The sequence below is a fragment of the Mycobacterium sp. OAE908 genome (genome assembly GCF_017872775.1).
Taxonomy (GTDB): domain Bacteria; phylum Actinomycetota; class Actinomycetes; order Mycobacteriales; family Mycobacteriaceae; genus Mycobacterium.
Genome location: NZ_JAGGJL010000003.1, coordinates 68,647 through 85,966, shown reverse-complemented (window position 1 = coordinate 85,966; position 17,320 = coordinate 68,647). Strand labels below are relative to the sequence as shown.

General features: G+C 66.5%; 18 protein-coding genes. 9 read left to right on the top strand and 9 right to left on the bottom strand.

Going from position 1 to position 17,320, the window contains the following annotated elements; genetic code table 11:
- Nucleotides 1-52: 52 nt before the first annotated feature.
- The 3 genes from J3E61_RS32850 to J3E61_RS32840 all read right to left on the bottom strand — a co-directional run bounded on the left by J3E61_RS32850 (nucleotide 53) and on the right by J3E61_RS32840 (nucleotide 2,549).
- On the bottom strand, nucleotides 53-571 hold the full coding sequence (locus J3E61_RS32850) for a hypothetical protein (protein ID WP_210086847.1): 519 nt from the start codon (nucleotides 569-571) through the stop codon (nucleotides 53-55).
- Between the two features lie 39 nt (nucleotides 572-610).
- Nucleotides 611-1,678 carry a hypothetical protein gene (locus J3E61_RS32845; RefSeq protein WP_210086995.1) on the bottom strand — a complete coding sequence of 356 codons (1,068 nt, stop codon included), beginning with the start codon at nucleotides 1,676-1,678 and terminating at the stop codon, nucleotides 611-613.
- 154 nt (nucleotides 1,679-1,832) lie between these two features.
- Entirely contained in the window at nucleotides 1,833-2,549 is a 717-nt protein-coding gene (locus tag J3E61_RS32840; RefSeq protein WP_210086846.1) for a helix-turn-helix transcriptional regulator, read from the bottom strand.
- Between the two features lie 202 nt (nucleotides 2,550-2,751).
- Between J3E61_RS32840 and J3E61_RS32835 the strand changes: the two genes are divergently transcribed.
- The 3 genes from J3E61_RS32835 (at nucleotide 2,752) to J3E61_RS32825 (ending at nucleotide 4,903) form a co-directional block, all read left to right on the top strand.
- Nucleotides 2,752-3,042 (top strand): transcription factor WhiB, encoded by a 291-nt coding sequence (locus J3E61_RS32835; protein ID WP_210086994.1) that lies wholly within the window; start codon nucleotides 2,752-2,754, stop codon nucleotides 3,040-3,042.
- 483 nt (nucleotides 3,043-3,525) lie between these two features.
- Nucleotides 3,526-3,963, top strand: coding sequence for an STAS domain-containing protein (locus tag J3E61_RS32830; protein WP_210086845.1), 438 nt, complete (start codon nucleotides 3,526-3,528; stop codon nucleotides 3,961-3,963).
- 661 nt (nucleotides 3,964-4,624) lie between these two features.
- The gene (locus tag J3E61_RS32825; protein WP_210086844.1) at nucleotides 4,625-4,903 is read left to right on the top strand and encodes a WhiB family transcriptional regulator; all 279 of its coding nucleotides are present in this window, start codon (nucleotides 4,625-4,627) and stop codon (nucleotides 4,901-4,903) included.
- Between the two features lie 43 nt (nucleotides 4,904-4,946).
- Here J3E61_RS32825 and J3E61_RS32820 read toward each other — a convergent pair whose 3' ends face one another.
- On the bottom strand, nucleotides 4,947-5,774 hold the full coding sequence (locus tag J3E61_RS32820) for a hypothetical protein (RefSeq protein WP_210086843.1): 828 nt from the start codon (nucleotides 5,772-5,774) through the stop codon (nucleotides 4,947-4,949).
- Entirely contained in the window at nucleotides 5,771-5,971 is a 201-nt protein-coding gene (locus J3E61_RS32815) for a hypothetical protein (RefSeq protein ID WP_210086993.1), read from the bottom strand. The genes J3E61_RS32820 and J3E61_RS32815 overlap by 4 nt, the downstream gene beginning before the upstream one ends.
- Before the next feature lie 2,281 nt (nucleotides 5,972-8,252).
- Between J3E61_RS32815 and J3E61_RS32810 the strand changes: the two genes are divergently transcribed.
- The 3 genes from J3E61_RS32810 to J3E61_RS32800 all read left to right on the top strand — a co-directional run bounded on the left by J3E61_RS32810 (nucleotide 8,253) and on the right by J3E61_RS32800 (nucleotide 9,562).
- Nucleotides 8,253-8,498 carry a hypothetical protein gene (locus tag J3E61_RS32810; RefSeq protein ID WP_210086842.1) on the top strand — a complete coding sequence of 82 codons (246 nt, stop codon included), beginning with the start codon at nucleotides 8,253-8,255 and terminating at the stop codon, nucleotides 8,496-8,498.
- Between the two features lie 61 nt (nucleotides 8,499-8,559).
- Nucleotides 8,560-8,946: a hypothetical protein gene (locus tag J3E61_RS32805; RefSeq protein ID WP_210086841.1), complete on the top strand. Its 387-nt coding sequence runs from the start codon at nucleotides 8,560-8,562 to the stop codon at nucleotides 8,944-8,946.
- A gap of 37 nt (nucleotides 8,947-8,983) precedes the next feature.
- On the top strand, nucleotides 8,984-9,562 hold the full coding sequence (locus tag J3E61_RS32800; RefSeq protein ID WP_210086840.1) for a zeta toxin family protein: 579 nt from the start codon (nucleotides 8,984-8,986) through the stop codon (nucleotides 9,560-9,562).
- A 66-nt stretch (nucleotides 9,563-9,628) separates the two neighbouring features.
- Here the strand turns inward: J3E61_RS32800 and J3E61_RS32795 are convergent, their stop codons facing one another.
- Complete coding sequence (locus J3E61_RS32795; RefSeq protein ID WP_210086839.1) at nucleotides 9,629-9,880, bottom strand: hypothetical protein; 252 nt, start codon at nucleotides 9,878-9,880, stop codon at nucleotides 9,629-9,631.
- 145 nt (nucleotides 9,881-10,025) lie between these two features.
- Here J3E61_RS32795 and J3E61_RS32790 point away from each other — a divergent pair, with 145 nt between their 5' ends.
- Nucleotides 10,026-10,493: a VOC family protein gene (locus J3E61_RS32790; RefSeq protein WP_210086838.1), complete on the top strand. Its 468-nt coding sequence runs from the start codon at nucleotides 10,026-10,028 to the stop codon at nucleotides 10,491-10,493.
- Nucleotides 10,494-10,759: 266 nt separating this feature from the next.
- On the top strand, nucleotides 10,760-11,026 hold the full coding sequence (locus J3E61_RS32785) for a hypothetical protein (protein ID WP_210086837.1): 267 nt from the start codon (nucleotides 10,760-10,762) through the stop codon (nucleotides 11,024-11,026).
- Nucleotides 11,027-11,072: 46 nt separating this feature from the next.
- Here J3E61_RS32785 and J3E61_RS32780 read toward each other — a convergent pair whose 3' ends face one another.
- Both J3E61_RS32780 and J3E61_RS32775 read right to left on the bottom strand, forming a co-directional pair.
- Nucleotides 11,073-11,642 (bottom strand): isoprenylcysteine carboxylmethyltransferase family protein, encoded by a 570-nt coding sequence (locus J3E61_RS32780; protein WP_210086836.1) that lies wholly within the window; start codon nucleotides 11,640-11,642, stop codon nucleotides 11,073-11,075.
- Between the two features lie 318 nt (nucleotides 11,643-11,960).
- Complete coding sequence (locus J3E61_RS32775) at nucleotides 11,961-14,573, bottom strand: AAA family ATPase (protein ID WP_210086835.1); 2,613 nt, start codon at nucleotides 14,571-14,573, stop codon at nucleotides 11,961-11,963.
- Between the two features lie 800 nt (nucleotides 14,574-15,373).
- Between J3E61_RS32775 and J3E61_RS32770 the strand changes: the two genes are divergently transcribed.
- Nucleotides 15,374-16,384 (top strand): hypothetical protein, encoded by a 1,011-nt coding sequence (locus tag J3E61_RS32770; RefSeq protein WP_210086834.1) that lies wholly within the window; start codon nucleotides 15,374-15,376, stop codon nucleotides 16,382-16,384.
- Between the two features lie 440 nt (nucleotides 16,385-16,824).
- On the opposite strand, the gene J3E61_RS32765 is transcribed toward J3E61_RS32770, so the two are convergent.
- Entirely contained in the window at nucleotides 16,825-17,283 is a 459-nt protein-coding gene (locus J3E61_RS32765; protein WP_210086833.1) for an SRPBCC family protein, read from the bottom strand.
- Nucleotides 17,284-17,320: the final 37 nt, after the last annotated feature.

Below are 17,320 nucleotides of genomic sequence, written 5' to 3'. Positions count from 1 at the left end.
CCAACGATGGCGGGTCACGGGGTCCTCGGCCGACGACAAGGCAGGTGCGCGACTATTCGCGGTCGTCATCACTGGGTGAGATGGGACCGGTCGACGAGAAGACTTTATTGAAAGCATCTGACAGATCCACGGTTTCAACGGCCGGGTCAGCCTTGAACCGTGCGGTTAGCACGATCTCTCGTCCGTTGACGTGGGGCTGGTGGCGGACCATCCTCTCGACATCGGCGCGCAACACCCGGTAACCGGTCGCCGAGGTAAACCCCTGGTCGAACTCGACAGCCAAGACCGAATCATAATGAGCGCCGCGGATTACGCCGAGCTTGTTGCGAGACGGCCTCGACTTCCACAAAGCCTTCACCTGGATCAGCTCGCCGTCATCGGTCTCGAGGTCGTAACCGGTTGTTGACGAGGTCGCCAGCGTGCCCCCGTAATGTTGCCGCGCGATGGCCTCGGCCAGCTCTCCGACCACGCTGTTGGTGCGAGTCAGCCCTCGACGTTGTAGCTCGGCCGCAACGCCCGACCATACGGCCAGCAGATCGCGAACGCTCATGTCCGCCAGGTCAATCGACATGAGGTGAGTTTATTGAGTCACTTACGCTAGAGGCGAGTTTTATTCGCCGTCGGTGATGCTGCGGTACATCTGCTCGGCGTGCCCGTGTTGACTCATGATTTCGGTGAGGTATTCGCGGCGACCGCGGCTGTAGGCCGCGTGTGCTGATGGGTCACCGGGGCGCTGTTGCAGCCAGAAGATCGACTTCCAGATGTCGGCAGAAGAGGGGCCGCCGTGGCGGTCAAGGCGGTCGAAGAACGCGGCGATCGCCAGGTTGGGATTGTCCCTGCCGGCGTAGCTAGAGTCCTGCTGAAAAATATTTCGCCACAATCCATTCGGACTGACAGCTTTCGGGTTGAGTCCGCTTTCCTGCATCGCACACGACAGGATCGCGATTGTCTGCTGTGGCGAGTATCCGCGCCGCCATGCCTCATGGATGATGGCCGCGGCCACTTCCCGCGGACTGGAGTCAGGGGTGAGTGCCCCCAGCGGGATGCCCACCGCTTTCTCCGCGCCGCTCAAACTGTTGGCGATCAACAAGTTTGGCGTTAGGTGCTCCAACCCCGACGCCGTCTGGATTCCCCGCATGCCGGCGTCACCGAGCGACGTGTCGCCCACGCCGAGAGCGCCACCTGCACTGCAGGGCCGGTAGGCCAACGACCGCAGCATCGCCGCCAGCCGGGCATCGCGAATCGCATAGGCGTTGATGACACGTTGCTGCTGGGCGATGCGGGCGCGCAGCGCCGCGACGAGGGTGCGCTGGCCCGCCGGTGTGCCGGATACCGGTGCCAGGGCGGCGATGTCTGCGCCCGCGCCGGTGAGCACGGTCCCGGAGCGGGCGCGCCCCGACCGGTCAGCAGCGGCCGCGGACTGCACCCTTCGGGTCAGCGCGGTGTCGGCGCCCGCGGCGGCGTCGAGCGCCGCATCCGCGTCCTCGGCGAAGTCGCCGTAGCTGCCTGCCAAGGCGCCCGACAGCGGTGCCGCGCGGATTCGGCTGGTGCGCACCACGTCCCGTGCGGCGGCCCACCCGGCAGTCAGCGCCTCGGCCCGACCGTCGGGCGCCGGATCGCCGAATAGGGCGTGTCCCCGGCGCAGCACCTGATTCACCCGGGCGGCCAACGCAGCGATCGACACACACCCAGTATCAAGGTCCCCGGGTGCGGCCCCGGACACGAATTCCCGTCGGGCACAGCTTCAGTCGCAGCCGACGTGTACATGATCAGCGCGGGCGAGTCGTTGGGGATGTCGACAACCGGGGCCCGGCCGACCCGTCGCCGCGCGATCAGGCCCGGTTGAGGCTGTCGATCAGCGCCTCGATCTTCTGCGCGTCGGCGCGGCTCACACCGTGTTCGCTCTCCGCCGCGCTGATCACCTCCGGCGCCAGGTCGGCGATCCCCGCCGTCTCGGCCACACTCAGCGCCGCCCGGTTGCGGGCCACATACAGCCGCTGACCGAGGGTGGCGCCGGGCGATGCTGCAGACCGGGCCATCAGGTCGTCATAGCGAGTGCGCACCAGCCGCAGTGCCTTGATGACCTCGGGGGCGCCCTGGCTGCTGCGCACCGCGCGCGCCGTGATCGCCTCGAGCTTGCGCAGGTCAGCCAGCACGGCATGCGCGCGCGGTGCGAACGCCGGGTCGTCGTCGCTGGGCAGGGCGTCGATCGCGGCGACGACATTGCCCATCGCCAGCAGCACCGCGTCGGTGACAAGGGTCGCCGACTCAGACCCGGCGTGAGCCGCAGCAGAATCAGTGCTTGCGTTCGCCGCGACACCGTCACGCAGCTTCGCCAACGTGCCCGGTGGCCACCGCGCGACCTGCTCGAGCTTGGCCCTCGTCTTCTCCCGAGGCCAGGCTCTTCCCTTTTCAAAGGCGACCAGCGCTGGCTGCCCCATGATTTTCATACCGGCGATATCACGTTGTGTCAGACCTAATTCCACGCGACGGTCAGCAAAAGCCGACCCCGCGCGAAGCACGCTGGGATCGACCGCAACCTCCGCCATCGCGCCAGTCTATCGGCATGACCACCCCGTCGACCCGCACCAGATGCGTTGCCCGGGGTGGTTCGGCGCTTTGCTTCACCGCGGCGAACTAGACCGATATTCGATTTTGTTCCATCTCCGCTGATTCTGTTTAGTGCTTGTGTTGATTCTGTTTGTGCGCTACGGTTGGTTGCATCGCGACGCGAGCAGCGCTGTGGGAGGAGTGATCGTGACCGTGATGTTCGACAGCCCCGTGGCGGTAACTGTGACGCCGTGCATGGCAGACCCGGACCGCTGGGACGTCGGTGGTGACGACCCCGAACTCAAAGCGCTGTGCCGAGGCTGCCCACGGCGGTTTCTGTGCGCCAAGGACGCAGTGCATTCCCCTGGCATCGAGGGGATGGTCGCCGGAGTGCACATCCCTGCTGAAGGCAGAGGACGCACCTTCGCACTGCGCCAACTGCAATCGCTGGCAGCCTACGGCGGCTACGGATGCCAACCCGAGATCCCGTGACGAACGGGCTCCACACGACATCGAAAGTCGCTTGCAGCCGCATCCGCAGTGCATGCGCCCCAACTGCGCGAACGCGATCTCACCGGTCGGCGGCCGCGGGCCGCGTCTGTGCACTACGCCAGGAGATCCTCCGCGCACGAAGCGACACGCAGCCTGCCGCATGGACGTTCACCGTTCCGATATCGAGATGATCGAACGCCCTGCGTAGCACCGTTTTCACGAGCATCACAACTACGGCCTCCGCGTGCAGACAGCACGTGGCGGCCGCACCGACACCGCAAACGTCGGAACGCTAGTCGAATATAGGGCCGGCACCCGACGAGACACCGGCCAGGTGGTTGTCTAGCCACGAAATTCGCATTACCCTCGGTATCGGTTGAGCTCCCAGCCAGCCAGACGCGCCGGGCGCACCCCATCGGGATCGCCACTGCGACGCCGTCCGAGCTGCACAACAATCCGCGCACGAGACGAGCTGGGGGGACCATGCCATCTGTTGGTACCACCGCCACCCACCGCAAGACCATTGCTGACACCCGCGAGTGCGGGCGGGCCAGGTTTGAGACGCGCCGGCTATCGGCCAGCCGGCTGGCGATCGCGGTGACCGGGGAGGTCGACGCAGTCAACGCCCGCCAGTTGGGCCGCTACGTCGAGGCCCACACCGGGATCTCGCGGCAGCTGGTGCTGGATCTGCGCGCCGTCGAGTTCTTCGGTAGCCAAGGCTTCACCGCGCTCTACTACGTCAGCGTCCACTGCGCGCGCGCCGATGTGGACTGGGTCATTCTCGGCAGCCCGCCGGTGCGGCGACTGCTGTCGATCTGTGACCCCGATGGCGAACTCCCGCTCGCCGACGATTTGTCCGGCGGGCTGGCCCGCCTCGATCGCCTGGCCCAATGTGGCCAGCACGTGATGGGCACCAGATAGCGGCGAAACACGGCGCGGCGCAACCTATTTGCCCGGCATTGTCGTCGACGGGCGCGTCAGATATTGTCGTCCCGACGTTGCTCGAGCAGCGGGCAGGGTCGGTGAAATCTGGTTCGCACGACCAGGAGCCGCGGCCGATGAGGCGGCATCAACCGTGCACCGCCACAGCGACAGCAGACTGTGGCGGTGCCGCGCGCAGATCGGGCCACCGCGCCAGCCCGGATACCCAGCCTCTTAACCCTCCGTGATCGGCATGATCTTGTCTGGGTCGACGCCGTCGGCCCTGGGCGCCGCGGCGACGACCGGGGCCCAGACCGGTAGCGCGCAACGCGAACCGCTTCGCTGCCGCCCGAACAAGCGGAGTCCGCGGCACACGTTCGCCGGTGGCGTCGCCGGCGCTCACCCACCCAGCGCGGTCGGTACAGCGCTAAACGATAGCGGATCGCTTTCATATTGCTATCGTATGCGGTGCTCGATTCCTGACCGCATGACTGCCGCAGCGCCGTTTAATCGCCCTTACCTGGCTGTTTCGTCCGAGCGATCCATATCGCCCTGCGCCGGCCGCGCTACGCTTGCGCTATCGCAACGCTATTATTATTCTTAATCTAACGATAGCAATACGATAGCGCCATCGCGGCGTCCTCGACCCTCAGGGACGGCAATGAACGCAGCACGCGGCACCGCTCACGGCATCCCGGCCGACCTACCGTGGCCGTGCGCAGCCGACCCCGACCGGTGGTTGGAGGCCGGTGACGACCCCGAACTCAAGGCGTTGTGCCGCGCCTGCCCGCGGCGCTTCCCGTGCGCCAAGGATGCACTGAACACGCCTGCGGCCGTGGGCATGTGGTCGGCGGTGTACCTGCCGCCCGACGGCCGGGCCCGCCAGTTCGCGCTGCGCCAGCTGCGCTCACTGGTCGCGCACGCCGAAGCCACCGGATGACCCCGCCCGAACCGATGGCCGGCAGCCAACGACGCGAGCGCGGCTACTGTGCGCTGCCCGCCGGCCAGCCGGGAAACGCCGGCAGAGTGGGGTAATCCGACCGCGGATGCACGCCGGCGGACAGGAACAGCCGATGCTCGCGCGTGTCGGGCGCCTTCGCCTGGCACTGGTTCGTGTCGTCGACCATCGTCGGCCACTGCGGCGGCGGCCCGTGGAGGTAGGCGGCGGCCGCCATCGACTCGGTGATTTTCCAGCCGCCGAACACGTCGTCGACCGGAGCGGGTGCCGGCCCTTTCTGCGGCGGCAGCGGTGCTGACCCAGGCGGTGGCGGGGTCAACGCGAGCCGGAATACGCCGACGGTATCGGTGGGTCGTCGGTTGGGATCGTCGGTTCCATACCTGCCGTCGCCGAGATCGTCGGCGACGCCGTAGAACCAACCGCAGTACACCGCAACCAGATTGGCGCCCGACGGCTCGATGCGCAGGATGTGGTAGCGGTCGGTGCCGACCAGCGGGTGAATATTGGCCCGAGGGTTGTGGGGATAGTGCGGGGCCGGCGGCGGGGTGCCCGGCGGCGGCAGCACGTGCGCGTAGCCCGGATAGAGGAAGTCCTCGCTGCCCCCGAACGTCACACCCGTGCCGGACTCCTGGAAGGCGCGCACCACCACCGCCGGCCCGGTCAGCAGATCGACGCCGGGCTCAGCGCTCCACACCACCCGCACCTGCGCCATCGTTCCGGTCCAGGGTCCGCTCGGCGGTGGCGGCGGCGCCGGCTGCCCGGGGGTCCCCGAATGACAGCCCGCGACAACGGCAACCGCGCAACTTGCGGCCACCGTGCGCAGCAGGCGGCGCCCCCGTTGACCGCACGTCACCTGTGACCCGCTTTCCACGGCTGCGGGTCTTTGATCACGTTGTTGTAGTCGCCGGTGACATGGGTGTCGATCAGTCCGGCGTTGTCGGCGCCGACGAACGGCGCCAGCGCGTTGTGCAGGAAGTCGCGGTAATCCTCCGGACCATGCCACTGCATGTGCTCCCTGAGGGGTTGGGGAAGCTGGTCCCAGCCGGCCACCTCCCACCCCCTGCTGGGATCGGCGGGATCGACCGGCCGCAAGAAGGTGTCGGGAGTGAACCCGTCGATCGGGTGGGTGGCCACGATCCCGGTCAGCGCCTCGCGGTAGGGCGCCTCCCCGGGCATGTCAGGCATCACCGTCGAGGCGCCGACTTTCGGCTCCGGGCCAAGGATGACGTCTTTGAGCGCGGTGCCCGCGACGTCGGTGGCCAGTCCGCCGGCCGGCCCACCCACCACACCGGCTCCGGTGCCCGCGAACTTCGTCGCATATTCGTAGGCCGACTTCTTCAGGTTGTAGGCGTCGATCGCCTGTTCGGCGGCGTTGACGTGATTGGCGTCCACCGCGTTGTGGGTGCCGATGTCCATCAGCGCCTGCAGCTTGGCGGCCCGGGCGAGGTCGGCGGTGTTCGACGCCATCGACGGGTCGGCGGCCACCATCTGGGCGTAGTGCTGCTGGTCGGCGGCGATGTCGCCAATGACCGCACCGTTGAACACATTTGACGCGTCCTTATCGGTGGACAGCACCGAGAACACCCCCTTGGCGATCGGCAGCGTCGACTGGTCGATGTCGTGGGCGGTGTCGGGTGGATAGAAGTTCTCCAGCCCCGGCACGTTCTCCTCCCCGGCGATCGCCGGGGCGTACGGCGCCAGACCCTGGGCGAAGCCCTGTGTCAGCGCGGGGTTGAGCTGCCCCAGAGTCTGATGGCCCGGCAGGTCCAGCAGCGGCCCGGCGTTCTCGCCAAGGTATTTCGAGTACGCGTCGGCGGTCTGGCCCGCCATCACCGCCTCCGGGCCGGTGGTCTGGTTGGTCCAGTTGAACAGCCCCGCCGCGGCCTGGCCGTGGTCGTCCCACGGGTGGCGGGTGACCGCGTCGAGGAACTGACTGGTGGTCATGTTCGGCAGGTACTCGCTGTTGCTGGAGCCGGTGATGATCCCGCGGTCGACCATGTGGTCGCGGCCCGCGCCGGAGAAGATGGTCTTGATCGTGTCGTCGGCGCTGTGGTCTCCGCCCGACATCCCGGGCCAACCGCGGTTGCCCTCTTCGCCGGCCAGCATTTCCGCGCCGCGGCCCATCAGCGCGTTGTCGATGTCGCTGTCGTGCTGCAGCGCCGGGCTGCCCTGCTTGACGATGCCGCCGATGACGCCAAGGGCGTCCTTGTTCGGGAAGTCGTTCATCGCCAGCCCCGAGTTCGGATCGATCTTCATCACCGCGCCCGGCTGCGTCAGCGGTCCCTGCATGCTGCGCGGCAACTGGGTCAGCCCGCCGGTGGCGCGGCTGGTGGAGTCCTGGGTGGCGCCCACCTTCAGCGGGGTTTTCGGGAACGACACGTTGCGGTTGCTCATCAGCTGCCAGGAGTCGCCGATCAGCCGGCTGTCCGGGCCCAGCCTGTCCTGCGCACGCTTGAGGTCCTGCAGCGACATTCCGTTCTGCTGGGCCTGCAGCTGAGAAAGCACCGAGGCCTGCTCGGGGGTCAGCGGGGCCTTGCCGGCCAGCTGGTCGGGGGTGACGCTTTCCAGCACCCCCTGCACCCGGTTGGCGGCGTTCTTGTCGCCGCCCAGCGCGTTGTGGACGTCGTGTTCGGCCTGTTCAGGTGTCTCGACGCCGTGGCTGGCCAGCTCGTCGTCGAGCGCCTGGGCCGACTCGTCGCCGGCGGCGGTCTTGATCGCCTCGGCCAGCTCCTCATCAGCGATGCTGGCACGGGCATGCAGCGCCTGGATGCGGCGCTCGAGCTCGGCGATCTCGTTGTGCAGGCGCACCCGCGAGTCACGGTCGGCGGGTTCGACGTAGCTGAACGTCTCGGTCTCCGGATCGATCGTGATGCCGTGGCCGGCAGCCTCGGCCTTGATCGCCTCCCAGTCGGCCTTGATGGCACGCACTTGTGTTTCGGCGGCGCTGGCCGCGCGCCCGACAGCCTCGGCGTCGGCGGCGTGATTGTTCAGATCCTGGCGGATTCGGTCGTGGGCGCCCATCGCGGCATCGTGGGCGGCGCCGTCCCAGGGCACCGCGCGCATCACGTCGCCGAAGTTGTCGGCCGCCGCGCGGGTGCCCTGGGCACGCGAAATGCACGCCTGAAACACCGTGTGGATGTCGTCGGGATTCCAGCGTTCGATGTCAGCCAGCGTTAGCCCAGACACCCCTCACCTCTTGTTCGCCTTTTCAAAGAGAATCTACCGGCCCCCAACGATGCTCCCGACGGCAATTTGTGCAGCGCTCAGCCGGAGCGACGGCGTTGACTGGTTTGCCCGTGGGGCGACTCGTGGTCTGGTTGACTGATTCGCCATGGGGGCTTTCAGGGGCGGGAACGATATGTCGGACAACGGGATTGCCGTCGGGACGGCGGTGCGGGTGTATCCGGACACCGACCGCGAACGGCTCGGAACTGTCGTTGAGGACTTCGGTGAGAGCGCCGGGCAGCCGGTCGACGTGGGTGGGCACACCATTGCCGGGGCGGCGCGGCGCTGGGGTGTGCAGCTCGGCGACGGCGACCTGGTGTTCGTCGACAGCGCCGATCTCGCGCTCGGCTGACCGGACCCGCTCGCGTAGCATTCTGCTACACTCGTTACATATTGCTACACGAGGAGGAGTGGTGGCCGAAACCGCCGACCGGGTGACCCGCTTCGCCGCCGACCTGCTCGACGCGGCGGCCGCCGAGGGCGCGCGCCAGAGCCGCTCGGCCAAACAACAGCTCGACCACTGGGCCCGGGTGGGCCGCGCGGTCTCGGCCGGGCAGACCGCGGCGCGCCGGCGCGTGGAGGCCGCGCTGGCCGGCGACCTCGAGCTGGCAGAGCTGAGCGAGGAGGAGGGCGTGGTGTTCAACGCCGAGATCTCCGCATCGATCGAGGAGCAGCTGAGCTCAGGCGACTACGGCCGGGTGCTGGCCGGGCGCGGCGTCACCACCGTCGCCCTCAACGACAAGGGCGAGATCGTCGAGCACCGTCCCGACGGCACCTCGGCCGTGGTGAGCGGCCGGTGAACCCGGCCCCAAGGAAGATCAACGCCGCAGCCACGCCGTGAACCGGCTCGACCTCGTCGCCGGACCCAACGGCGCCGGTAAGTCGACCTTCGTCGAACTGACCCTGGCGCCGCTGCTGAAAGGCAGCGTGTTCGTCAACGCCGACGAGATCGCCAAAGCGCGCTGGCCCGACGACCCATCGGCCCACGCCTATGAGGCGGCGCTGATCGCCGCCGAGACCCGCGAGAAGCTGATTGAGCTGGGCCGCTCGTTCATCGCCGAGACAGTGTTCTCCCATCCGTCCAAGCTGGAGCTCATCGACACCGCCCAAGCCGCCGGCTACACGGTCGTGCTGCATGTGCTGCTGATTCCCGAGGAGCTGGCGGTGGCCCGCGTGGACTACCGGGTGCGCGCCGGCGGACACCCGGTGGCGCAGAACAAGATTCGCGAGCGCTACCACCGGCTCTGGCCGCTGGTCGCCGAGGCGATCACCCGCTGCGAACAAGCCACCGTCTACGACAACAGCGCCATCAAAGGGCCACGGATCGCGGCACAGTTCAACCGCGGCTTCGTCGTCGGCTCTCCCACGTGGCCGGCCTGGACGCCGCCGGCGTTGCAATCGCGTTGGCCCGACTGACAATCCGACACTGCGACGGCCGTCTGAACGGAGCGCTGCGATGCCACGAGCGCACCTGTGCGTCCGCTAATCGGCGGGACGACGGCTGTCCAAATAGAGCGGAAAGAAGAACTCCCACAACAGTAGGCAGGCGAGAAACCACTTGACTGGTGTGTCGACATCGAATGTGTGGATCGAGAACACGGCGAGGTTCCGATGCTTCGCCTGCTGCTTCGCATCGCCATACACCCACAGCGCCGTGCCCGGCACCATGACGACAATGACGGCCAGCACGATGGCCGCGCCTGCTGCATTGGCCGGGGGAATGTGAACGTGCACCGCGTCTCTTTCCTCATGACGGCTCTAGATCGCCGGAGATCGCAGCATCATCGCCGTGCCGGGGCCCGCGCGCAACTGGCCCACTCAACGGACAGCAGCTGATCACCCCTTCCTGGTGTCAGAAGCCCGGCGGATACTCGGCGCCATGAACGCATCGGCTCCCCTGGCCAACCTGATCACACTTGGCGCCCGCGACCTGCCCAGGCTCAAAGAGTTCTACCGCGCCCTGGGCTGGCCGCAGATCATCGACGACGGCGAGTTCGTGGCGTTCGAGCTTCGCGGCATCGTCCTGGCACTGTTTCCCCTGGTGCAGCTGGCCCGCGACGGGCACACCGAGCCCGAGCCAGTCTCGAGGGGCATCGGCTTCACGATCGGCATCAACGTCGACACCGCCGAGGAGGTCGACCGGCTGACCCAGCGCATGCGTAGCGCCGGCGCGCGCGTCACCAAGGAACCCGTCGATGCGGAGTTCTTCACCGGCCGCTCGGCCTATCTGTGCGACCCGGAGGGCAACTACTTCGAAATCGTTTGGGCCCAACCAGATAACCCCGTGCTGGCCGCAGTTCGCCGCGCCGCCTGTGGGGCCGCCGCCACGCCCGAGAGCTCCGAATAGGCGCCTCCGCTCGGCGCCCAATACAGCAAGCTGCGCGCGCAGCCCCCTCGGCGCAACCGCAAGTGCCCCATGGCCGGCTTCCCCCACCGGTTATTCGGCGACGTAGGGGCGCTGTTCGGCGCGGCGTGGGCCAGCCTGCATTGACCGAATCCGTTGGGCCCCAGTCATCTACAACACACCGGTGCACCGTGCCGGCGCATCGCGACATCTCTGACCTGCAGCCGCTCCGCCAATGATCCACACGCAGAGGCCTACGCTGCTGACTTGTGAGTGATTACACCGAAGCACCAATCGACAACTGGCTGGCATCGTTTGACGGCCGCGTGCTCGAGATCTTCACTCCGTATCGGGAAGGCTCGATGCGCTACCACGCCGCCCTGATGGTGGACTGCCGCATTGACGGCACGACACTGACGGTGGACTTTGCGCGCCGCGAGGCGGGGCTGTGGCCGTTTAGACCCGAACAGCTCCAACAAGTCAGTGCTCTCGTCGATGCGATCCATGCGGCGCGCCGAGCCTGGTGGCCGTCGTAATCCGCGCATCACACCGCGGGGCCGCATGGCGGTGTCCTCATCGCCCTTACCAAATGCCCGGGACCAGCCGACGCGTATGAGCCATGTACTGCGCGTACTGCTCGCCCAAACCGTCAAGCAGGGCTCGCTCTTCAACCCTGATGCGGAACAGCACCGCAATCACAATCAGCGCATCAACGACCACGATGGCCGCAACGTTAGCCAGCGGCAGCGTCAACCCGAACAGCGCCACCACCAGCCCGGTATATGCCGGATGACGCAAGACCCGATATGGTCCGGTGCGCACAATCTGATGGCCTTCCTGGATGTGCACGATGGGGCGGAAAAACCGGCCCAACGTCGCCACCGACCACAGCCGCAACGCGATGCCGCACCAAGCGATTACGAGTGCCAGCACGATTCCTTGCGCACTGTGCAGCCAGGGAATGCCCAGGGCGGTCAAGTGCACGGCCAGCTGTCCCGCGAGCACGCCCCCCAGGACCGCACATAGCCAAATCACGATCAGACTGCGCCACTCGCGGCTGACCGTGCGTCCACGATTGCGTCGCTGCCGTAACCGCAGAACCAGCTCGCAGGCAACCCACAGCAGAGTGCTAATCGGAATCAAGTGATACACGACTCCATGGTAAGAGTCCCTACCTTTCGCGACAGTGAACAAGCGTGAATTCACGCGCCACACAGACTCTTTCGCCGCGGACACGGCAATGCCAGCCCGATCACCTGGGACTACGACGGCGGCCAAGACCTCGTACTCCGGTGAGATCACGTATCCCCGCGGCCGGCGGCATTCAACGGTCACCGACTCGACACCATCGAAGTTCTCGAATGCGTCGGCGGGAAACCGACCTCGCCAGCGACATCGTCCCGATCACCTTCGGCATCACCCGCGACCGCAGCACTCAAGCGTTTACGGCCGCGGCGCCTCGCGGTCGAATCAGGACTCGGCGGCTTCAGGCAGCCGGGCGTGGGCGGCGGCCTGGGTGCGGTTACCAACGCCGAGTTTGGCCAGGATGGATGCGACGTGGTGGCCCACGGTTTTTCGGCTCAGCGACAGTTTGGTGGCGATGTCAGCGTCGCTGTGACCTTCGGCGATCAGGCGCAGTACTTCGCGTTCGCGCCGGCTGAGTCCATCGGGGTCGGCGAGGATATCGGCGCGGCGACTGCGCTGGGTGCGGCCACGAAGCGCGGTGAGCCGCGTGCGGGCGCGGCGCGCCGCGGCCCGCGCCCCCAGACGGCGAAACGTCGCCAACGCCGATTCGACCGCGGCGATATCACCGCCGAGTTGGGCGATGGCAGCCTCATAGGGACAGCCGCGGCGAATCCAAGCGTCGGCCGCACCCCGCCAATCACCGCTGAGCTCGAGCTGGAATGGGTTGTTCGGGTTATCCACTACGACAGCCGTCGGTGCATCGCCGGGAAGGTACGCCCACCGGCGCAGCTGCCAACTAAGCCATGGATCTCCGTGGGCGCCGATAGCGGCCAGCCCCGTCTGCGCCTCGGCGCGGGCCGTGTCATCGTCGCCGGCTAGCCAGGCGGCTTCTGCGCGCGTGGCCGACACCGGAAAGAGCCGCAACTGGACAGCCTCTGGGGTAGCCGGGATCCCGTCCAGCAGCGCGGTGGCCGATTGCTCGCCGCGGCGGGCACGAATCAAGGTCAGAGTCAGCCGCGCCATCATCTGATGCACGATGAGCAGCCCGGGGCGGGTGAGCAGGTCCTCGGCGCGCGCGCTCGCGTGAGCCCAGTGGCCACGATGCAGGCTCACCATCGCCTCGACGCCGAGGTTGAACGCCTCAAACATGAACAGGTTGCGGTCGCGGCTGTACTCGAGAGCGCCGGCGTTGTAGCGATCGGCGCGGTCGAGGTCGAAATGCAAAGTGGCGACCCAGCAGACGAAGTCGCCGAGCAGTCCGGCGTGTTCGCCGCGGCGATCGATGTTCATCGCGTCGCGCCAGGCGGCTTCCAGCTCCTCCCACCCCGTGTCGGAACTCTGCACCGAAGCCAGGGCCCCGTACCCGCGGGCGCGAATCACCACGGCGTCGTCGCCGAGTTGGGTGCCCACCTCGATCGCTTCAGCGGCGTAGTCGGCAGCGCCGGGACCGAAGCCGAACACCGCCTGTTCGGCCAAGTTCACCAAGGACCAGGCCAGCTGAGGGGACGGCCCACCGTCTTGAACCAAACGCAGCGCGGCGGTGGCCGTCTCGGCGGCCTCAGCGACCCGGCCTAGCCCGAACAACTCGTGTGAGAGCCAGCGCAGATTCTCGCTCTCAGCCAGCGTGTCGCCCAGCGCGCGGCGCACCGCGATCGCTTCTCGCCAAGACGCCACCGCGGCCTGCCCGAGCCCGCATAAATAGCTGGCCAACGCGTGCGCCTCAAGCCATTGCACCCTCTGATCGGCGGGTGTGCCCGCGGCGTGACGCAGCGCCAGTGCGTACAGCTCGGCGGCCTCGCTGTGAGCCCCTAGCAGGGTGGCGCGCTGGGCGGCCGCCGGTCCGTAGCGGACAACCGCCTGCCGATCGCCGGCTTGGTCAGCGTGAAACGCCAACTCCGCCAAGGTATTCGGGTCGATTGGCGGTTCGGCCAGCGCGGCCATTGCGCGGGCGTGCAAAGCCTTTCGCTGGTCGGCGGGGATCGCCTCCAGTGTTGCGCGGCGGGCCAGCTCATGGCGAAACCCGATCGCGTCACCGTCGGCGATCAGCACCCCCGCCTCGAGGCATTCGGTCAATCCCGTGCTCGCCGCGGCGCACACTGCCCCTACCGCCGCTAGGTCGGCCCGCGGGCCACAGACTGCGACTGCCTGTGCGGTCTCGCGACCGGCCGTCGATAGCCGGCCTAGCCTGCCCCACACAGCCTCAGAAACGTTGCGCGGCAACTCATTTTGGTGCAGGGCGGTCACACCGCCAGCCAGCACTTCGGTCACATAGAACGGGTTTCCGCCGGTGAGGTGGTGCAGCTGGTCGGTGTTGACGCCGCTGCCAGCGGCCAGCACAGCCACGGCCTCGCGGCTCAGCGGTTGCAGCCCGATGCGAGAAACAGCTGCACAGGTTGCCACGTCACCGAGCGCCACGGTCAAGGGGTGGCGTCGGTCAAGCTCTTCACCGCGATAGGACACCACCATCAGCAATGGAAGCGAGCCGACCCGGCGGGCCACAAAACGCAGCAGATCCAGGGTGGCGCCATCCGCCCAATGTGCATCCTCGATCACCCACACCCAACGGTGCCCGTCGCGCAGCACCGCCAACAGCCGTCGATACAGCGCGCCGATGTCGCCGGATTCGATTGCCGCCCCTATTGCGCCCGCTGCTGGGCCCACACCGGCCAACGCGTCGAGCAACGGACCGAGCGGACGCGGTGCCGCGTGCGGATCACACCAGCCTCGCAGCACCCGCGTCGTGGCTTCCAGGCCGTCGGCGAAGCGGTCGAGTACCGCGGTCTTGCCCACCCCGGCCTCACCTCGCAGCAACACCACCCGGCCCGCACCGCCGACCGCTCGCCGGGCGAGCGCGTCGAGCTCGGCCAGCACCGCCTCGCGCTCCAGCAACCCCTCCACTAGATGGCAGCGCCCTTTCTTGCCCGCGTCAGCCGCCCCCAACCCCGCGGGTGCCGACCAACAGAACCTGTTGTCCCCCAACTCGGTTTCCGGTGAACAGCACATCACACCGGCAAGCGCCCCAGCGCGCTACGCCTGACTGCAACTCCATCCGGAAAGCTGGAAAGTCACTGTAAACCCTCTGCTCCCAGGCGCTGTCGCCAATTAACCCGGCTTCCAGCTAACTCACAGGAAAAGGGGTTGACGGCGCTAACGCAGCCTGCCCGCGCAGCAAAGCTATTCGCAGCGCGTATCACTGCGCGGTGCGATTGCTTATGAAAGTGCTACCGGGCTCTCAATGGCGCGACACCCGTGGCCTTTGTTCGCCGTTGTGCGACAATGATATTGAGGACATCGGCAGAGATCGCGCATCTCCGCGAGGTCGTTGTCGAACCATTTCGTTCGCCTGCCAAGGCGTAGCGGACCACGACAGACATGGCGACCGATCTACGACCGAACCGACCAGGCCCGAGCAGTACTGACTGCTGTCTCAAATCAGACGGGTTCCGAGAGTCTCGAGTGTCGGTCGCGGTTGGCCGCCCCAGTGCCTGACCCATCGTCGGTGCCGGTGCCCTCGCGGCACGACCTATTCATTCCCTGGACCAGCGGATCTCCGATACAGGACCAAATGAAGAACTCCGCACCGCAGTAGTTGTTCGTTAAGGGGTCCGCAAAGTGCAGTAGCCGACTACTGACAGCCGGGCCCTGACATTGCACAAGCATTGGAAACGTCATGTCGCGCTATAACGAAGGAGCAGGCCATGCCAGGAAACAAAGTTGTTCTCCAGCACGGAAAAGGGCAGGACAAAGTCCCAAGGCGCGATATGGGGCATGTCATCGATATAGCGCAGACGGACGATTTCCAGCTGTATGCCGACAGGCACAAGTGGATCGGCAATCCGGTCGGCGATCGCGTCGATTACCCGGACGGCGGGTCGATGCAGGGCTACCAGAACGCGACCGTGTATCGGCGACCCGGTGTAAATAACTTCGAGCACCTGAACGTAGTGTTCGGAGCGATCCGTGAGCGGTACAACACCGTCGGCGGCCCGACGAGCTGGTTGGGTTACCCAGTCAGCGATGAGTTCGACTTCGAGGGCGGACGGGCCTCGGCATTCGAACGCGGCGCGATCTATTGGTGGCCCGATACTGGAGCCATCGACATCAATCAGGTCGTGATCTCCTACGCCGGGTTGCTGTGTTTCGGTGAAACCGACTGGGACGGCTTCTCGCCCGCGGACGAGCCGTACGTCACGATCGGGGTAGCCGCACCCAACAGCTCGGGTGAAGTAGCGACCTTCCAGTCGCAGGTGTATGGGGGCGTCGACGACCACGAAGGTCGCCGCGACACAATCGAGTTGTACCGGGGCTCCCCGACCAACGTCCTCTTGGATGTGACCGTGAGGGAGCACGACCTAGACGACCCCAACAAGTACCGGGCAGCCGTGCAGAGTTCGCTGGAAGCTGCCGCCAATGCCGCCGGGGCCGTGCTGAAGGCCATACCCCTTGTCGGAACTGTGCTTTCGGCGATTGGCACCCCGATACTGGGTGCGCTGGCCGACGCGGCGTCGGACCCGATCTACGAGGCCCTGGACTTGGGCGACGATCTGATCGGTCGGGACCAGATCGTCATCACGGCCAAACAGTCGATCCTCCTCGCGGCGCAGTCCGTTGACCACACAGCCTTCGGTGTACCAATGAAATTCGAGTCAAAAACGCTCACAGGCGACGGGTCGACCTACAAGGTCGCCTTTGGCGCCTGGAAGGCCTAGCCGAGGACAACCGGGCCGTGGGACGTGCCGTTCGGCCATTCTGGCGTGAGGCGTCTCCTCAATCATGTCTGGGAGGCGCTTCCTTAATCGGTATCATGCACGGCACGACTGACGGCGAACCCGCCGTGCAGTTCTTTTTCCGGCACGACGACGTTCCCACTAGGGCGGCGCTGGCTGGCCTTCTTATGATTTGGCGTCATCTGACAGTGTGCCCTGACCCGTCACCGTCTCAAATCAGCCCATATTTGAGACATCTCGAACCGGTTATCCCCGCTCAGTTCAGCCAGGTCGGTCCGTCTCAAAAGTTGGTCTCAGACCGTGCCGTCCGACTAGCCACTGACCGGACCCCGTGAACTAATCCACGGCGAACGAGAGTCGTTGATAGCTGGTGCAGGTGGCAGCCCACGTGGCTCGGGTTTGGTAGCCCAACTCCCTCGTCGTTATCGCACATGCTCGCGCTCGGCGACCTTCACCAACCGGCGTGCGTAGAACCGGACGACCCCGCGGTAGGCAGCGCGCACCAACGGACCCGTCCCAGGAACCTTTTCGACGAACGACCCGCTCCAACGGATATCGGTGCCGCCTGCGGCATTTGGCGAGAGCATCACTTCGCCCACGTAGTTCTCGACGGGAGCGGGTTCATTGAGCTTGTAAGCAAAACAGCGATCTTGGTCGTAACGGATGGTCTCTTCTAGCCCGAACAGGGGCCACGCCCCCACCTTGCGGACGGCCCCAATGCCCCACGGCGCGGGATCACCTTCGCGCACCCAAGTTGATTGCATGATGATCGGCTTGGCCCACTTCGAATAGTTCGCACCGTCGGCCACGATGCGGAATAACGTTGCCGCCGATGCGCTAGAGCTCTTGTTGACCTCGTACGAGAATCTCCGACCCGACATCCCCGACCCCGCTAACAGGTGAAACGACAGTAGATTC

Excerpts from the sequence above, each read along its gene's own strand:
- J3E61_RS32850 (WP_210086847.1), bottom strand. The coding sequence starts at position 571 with ATGTCGATTGACCTGGCGGACATGAGCGTTCGCGATCTGCTGGCCGTA.
- J3E61_RS32840 (WP_210086846.1), bottom strand. The coding sequence starts at position 2,549 with ATGGCGGAGGTTGCGGTCGATCCCAGCGTGCTTCGCGCGGGGTCGGCT.
- J3E61_RS32830 (WP_210086845.1), top strand. The coding sequence starts at position 3,526 with ATGCCATCTGTTGGTACCACCGCCACCCACCGCAAGACCATTGCTGAC.
- J3E61_RS32825 (WP_210086844.1), top strand. The coding sequence starts at position 4,625 with ATGAACGCAGCACGCGGCACCGCTCACGGCATCCCGGCCGACCTACCG.
- J3E61_RS32810 (WP_210086842.1), top strand. The coding sequence starts at position 8,253 with ATGGGGGCTTTCAGGGGCGGGAACGATATGTCGGACAACGGGATTGCC.
- J3E61_RS32790 (WP_210086838.1), top strand. The coding sequence starts at position 10,026 with ATGAACGCATCGGCTCCCCTGGCCAACCTGATCACACTTGGCGCCCGC.
- J3E61_RS32770 (WP_210086834.1), top strand. The coding sequence starts at position 15,374 with ATGCCAGGAAACAAAGTTGTTCTCCAGCACGGAAAAGGGCAGGACAAA.
- J3E61_RS32765 (WP_210086833.1), bottom strand. The coding sequence starts at position 17,283 with ATGTCGGGTCGGAGATTCTCGTACGAGGTCAACAAGAGCTCTAGCGCA.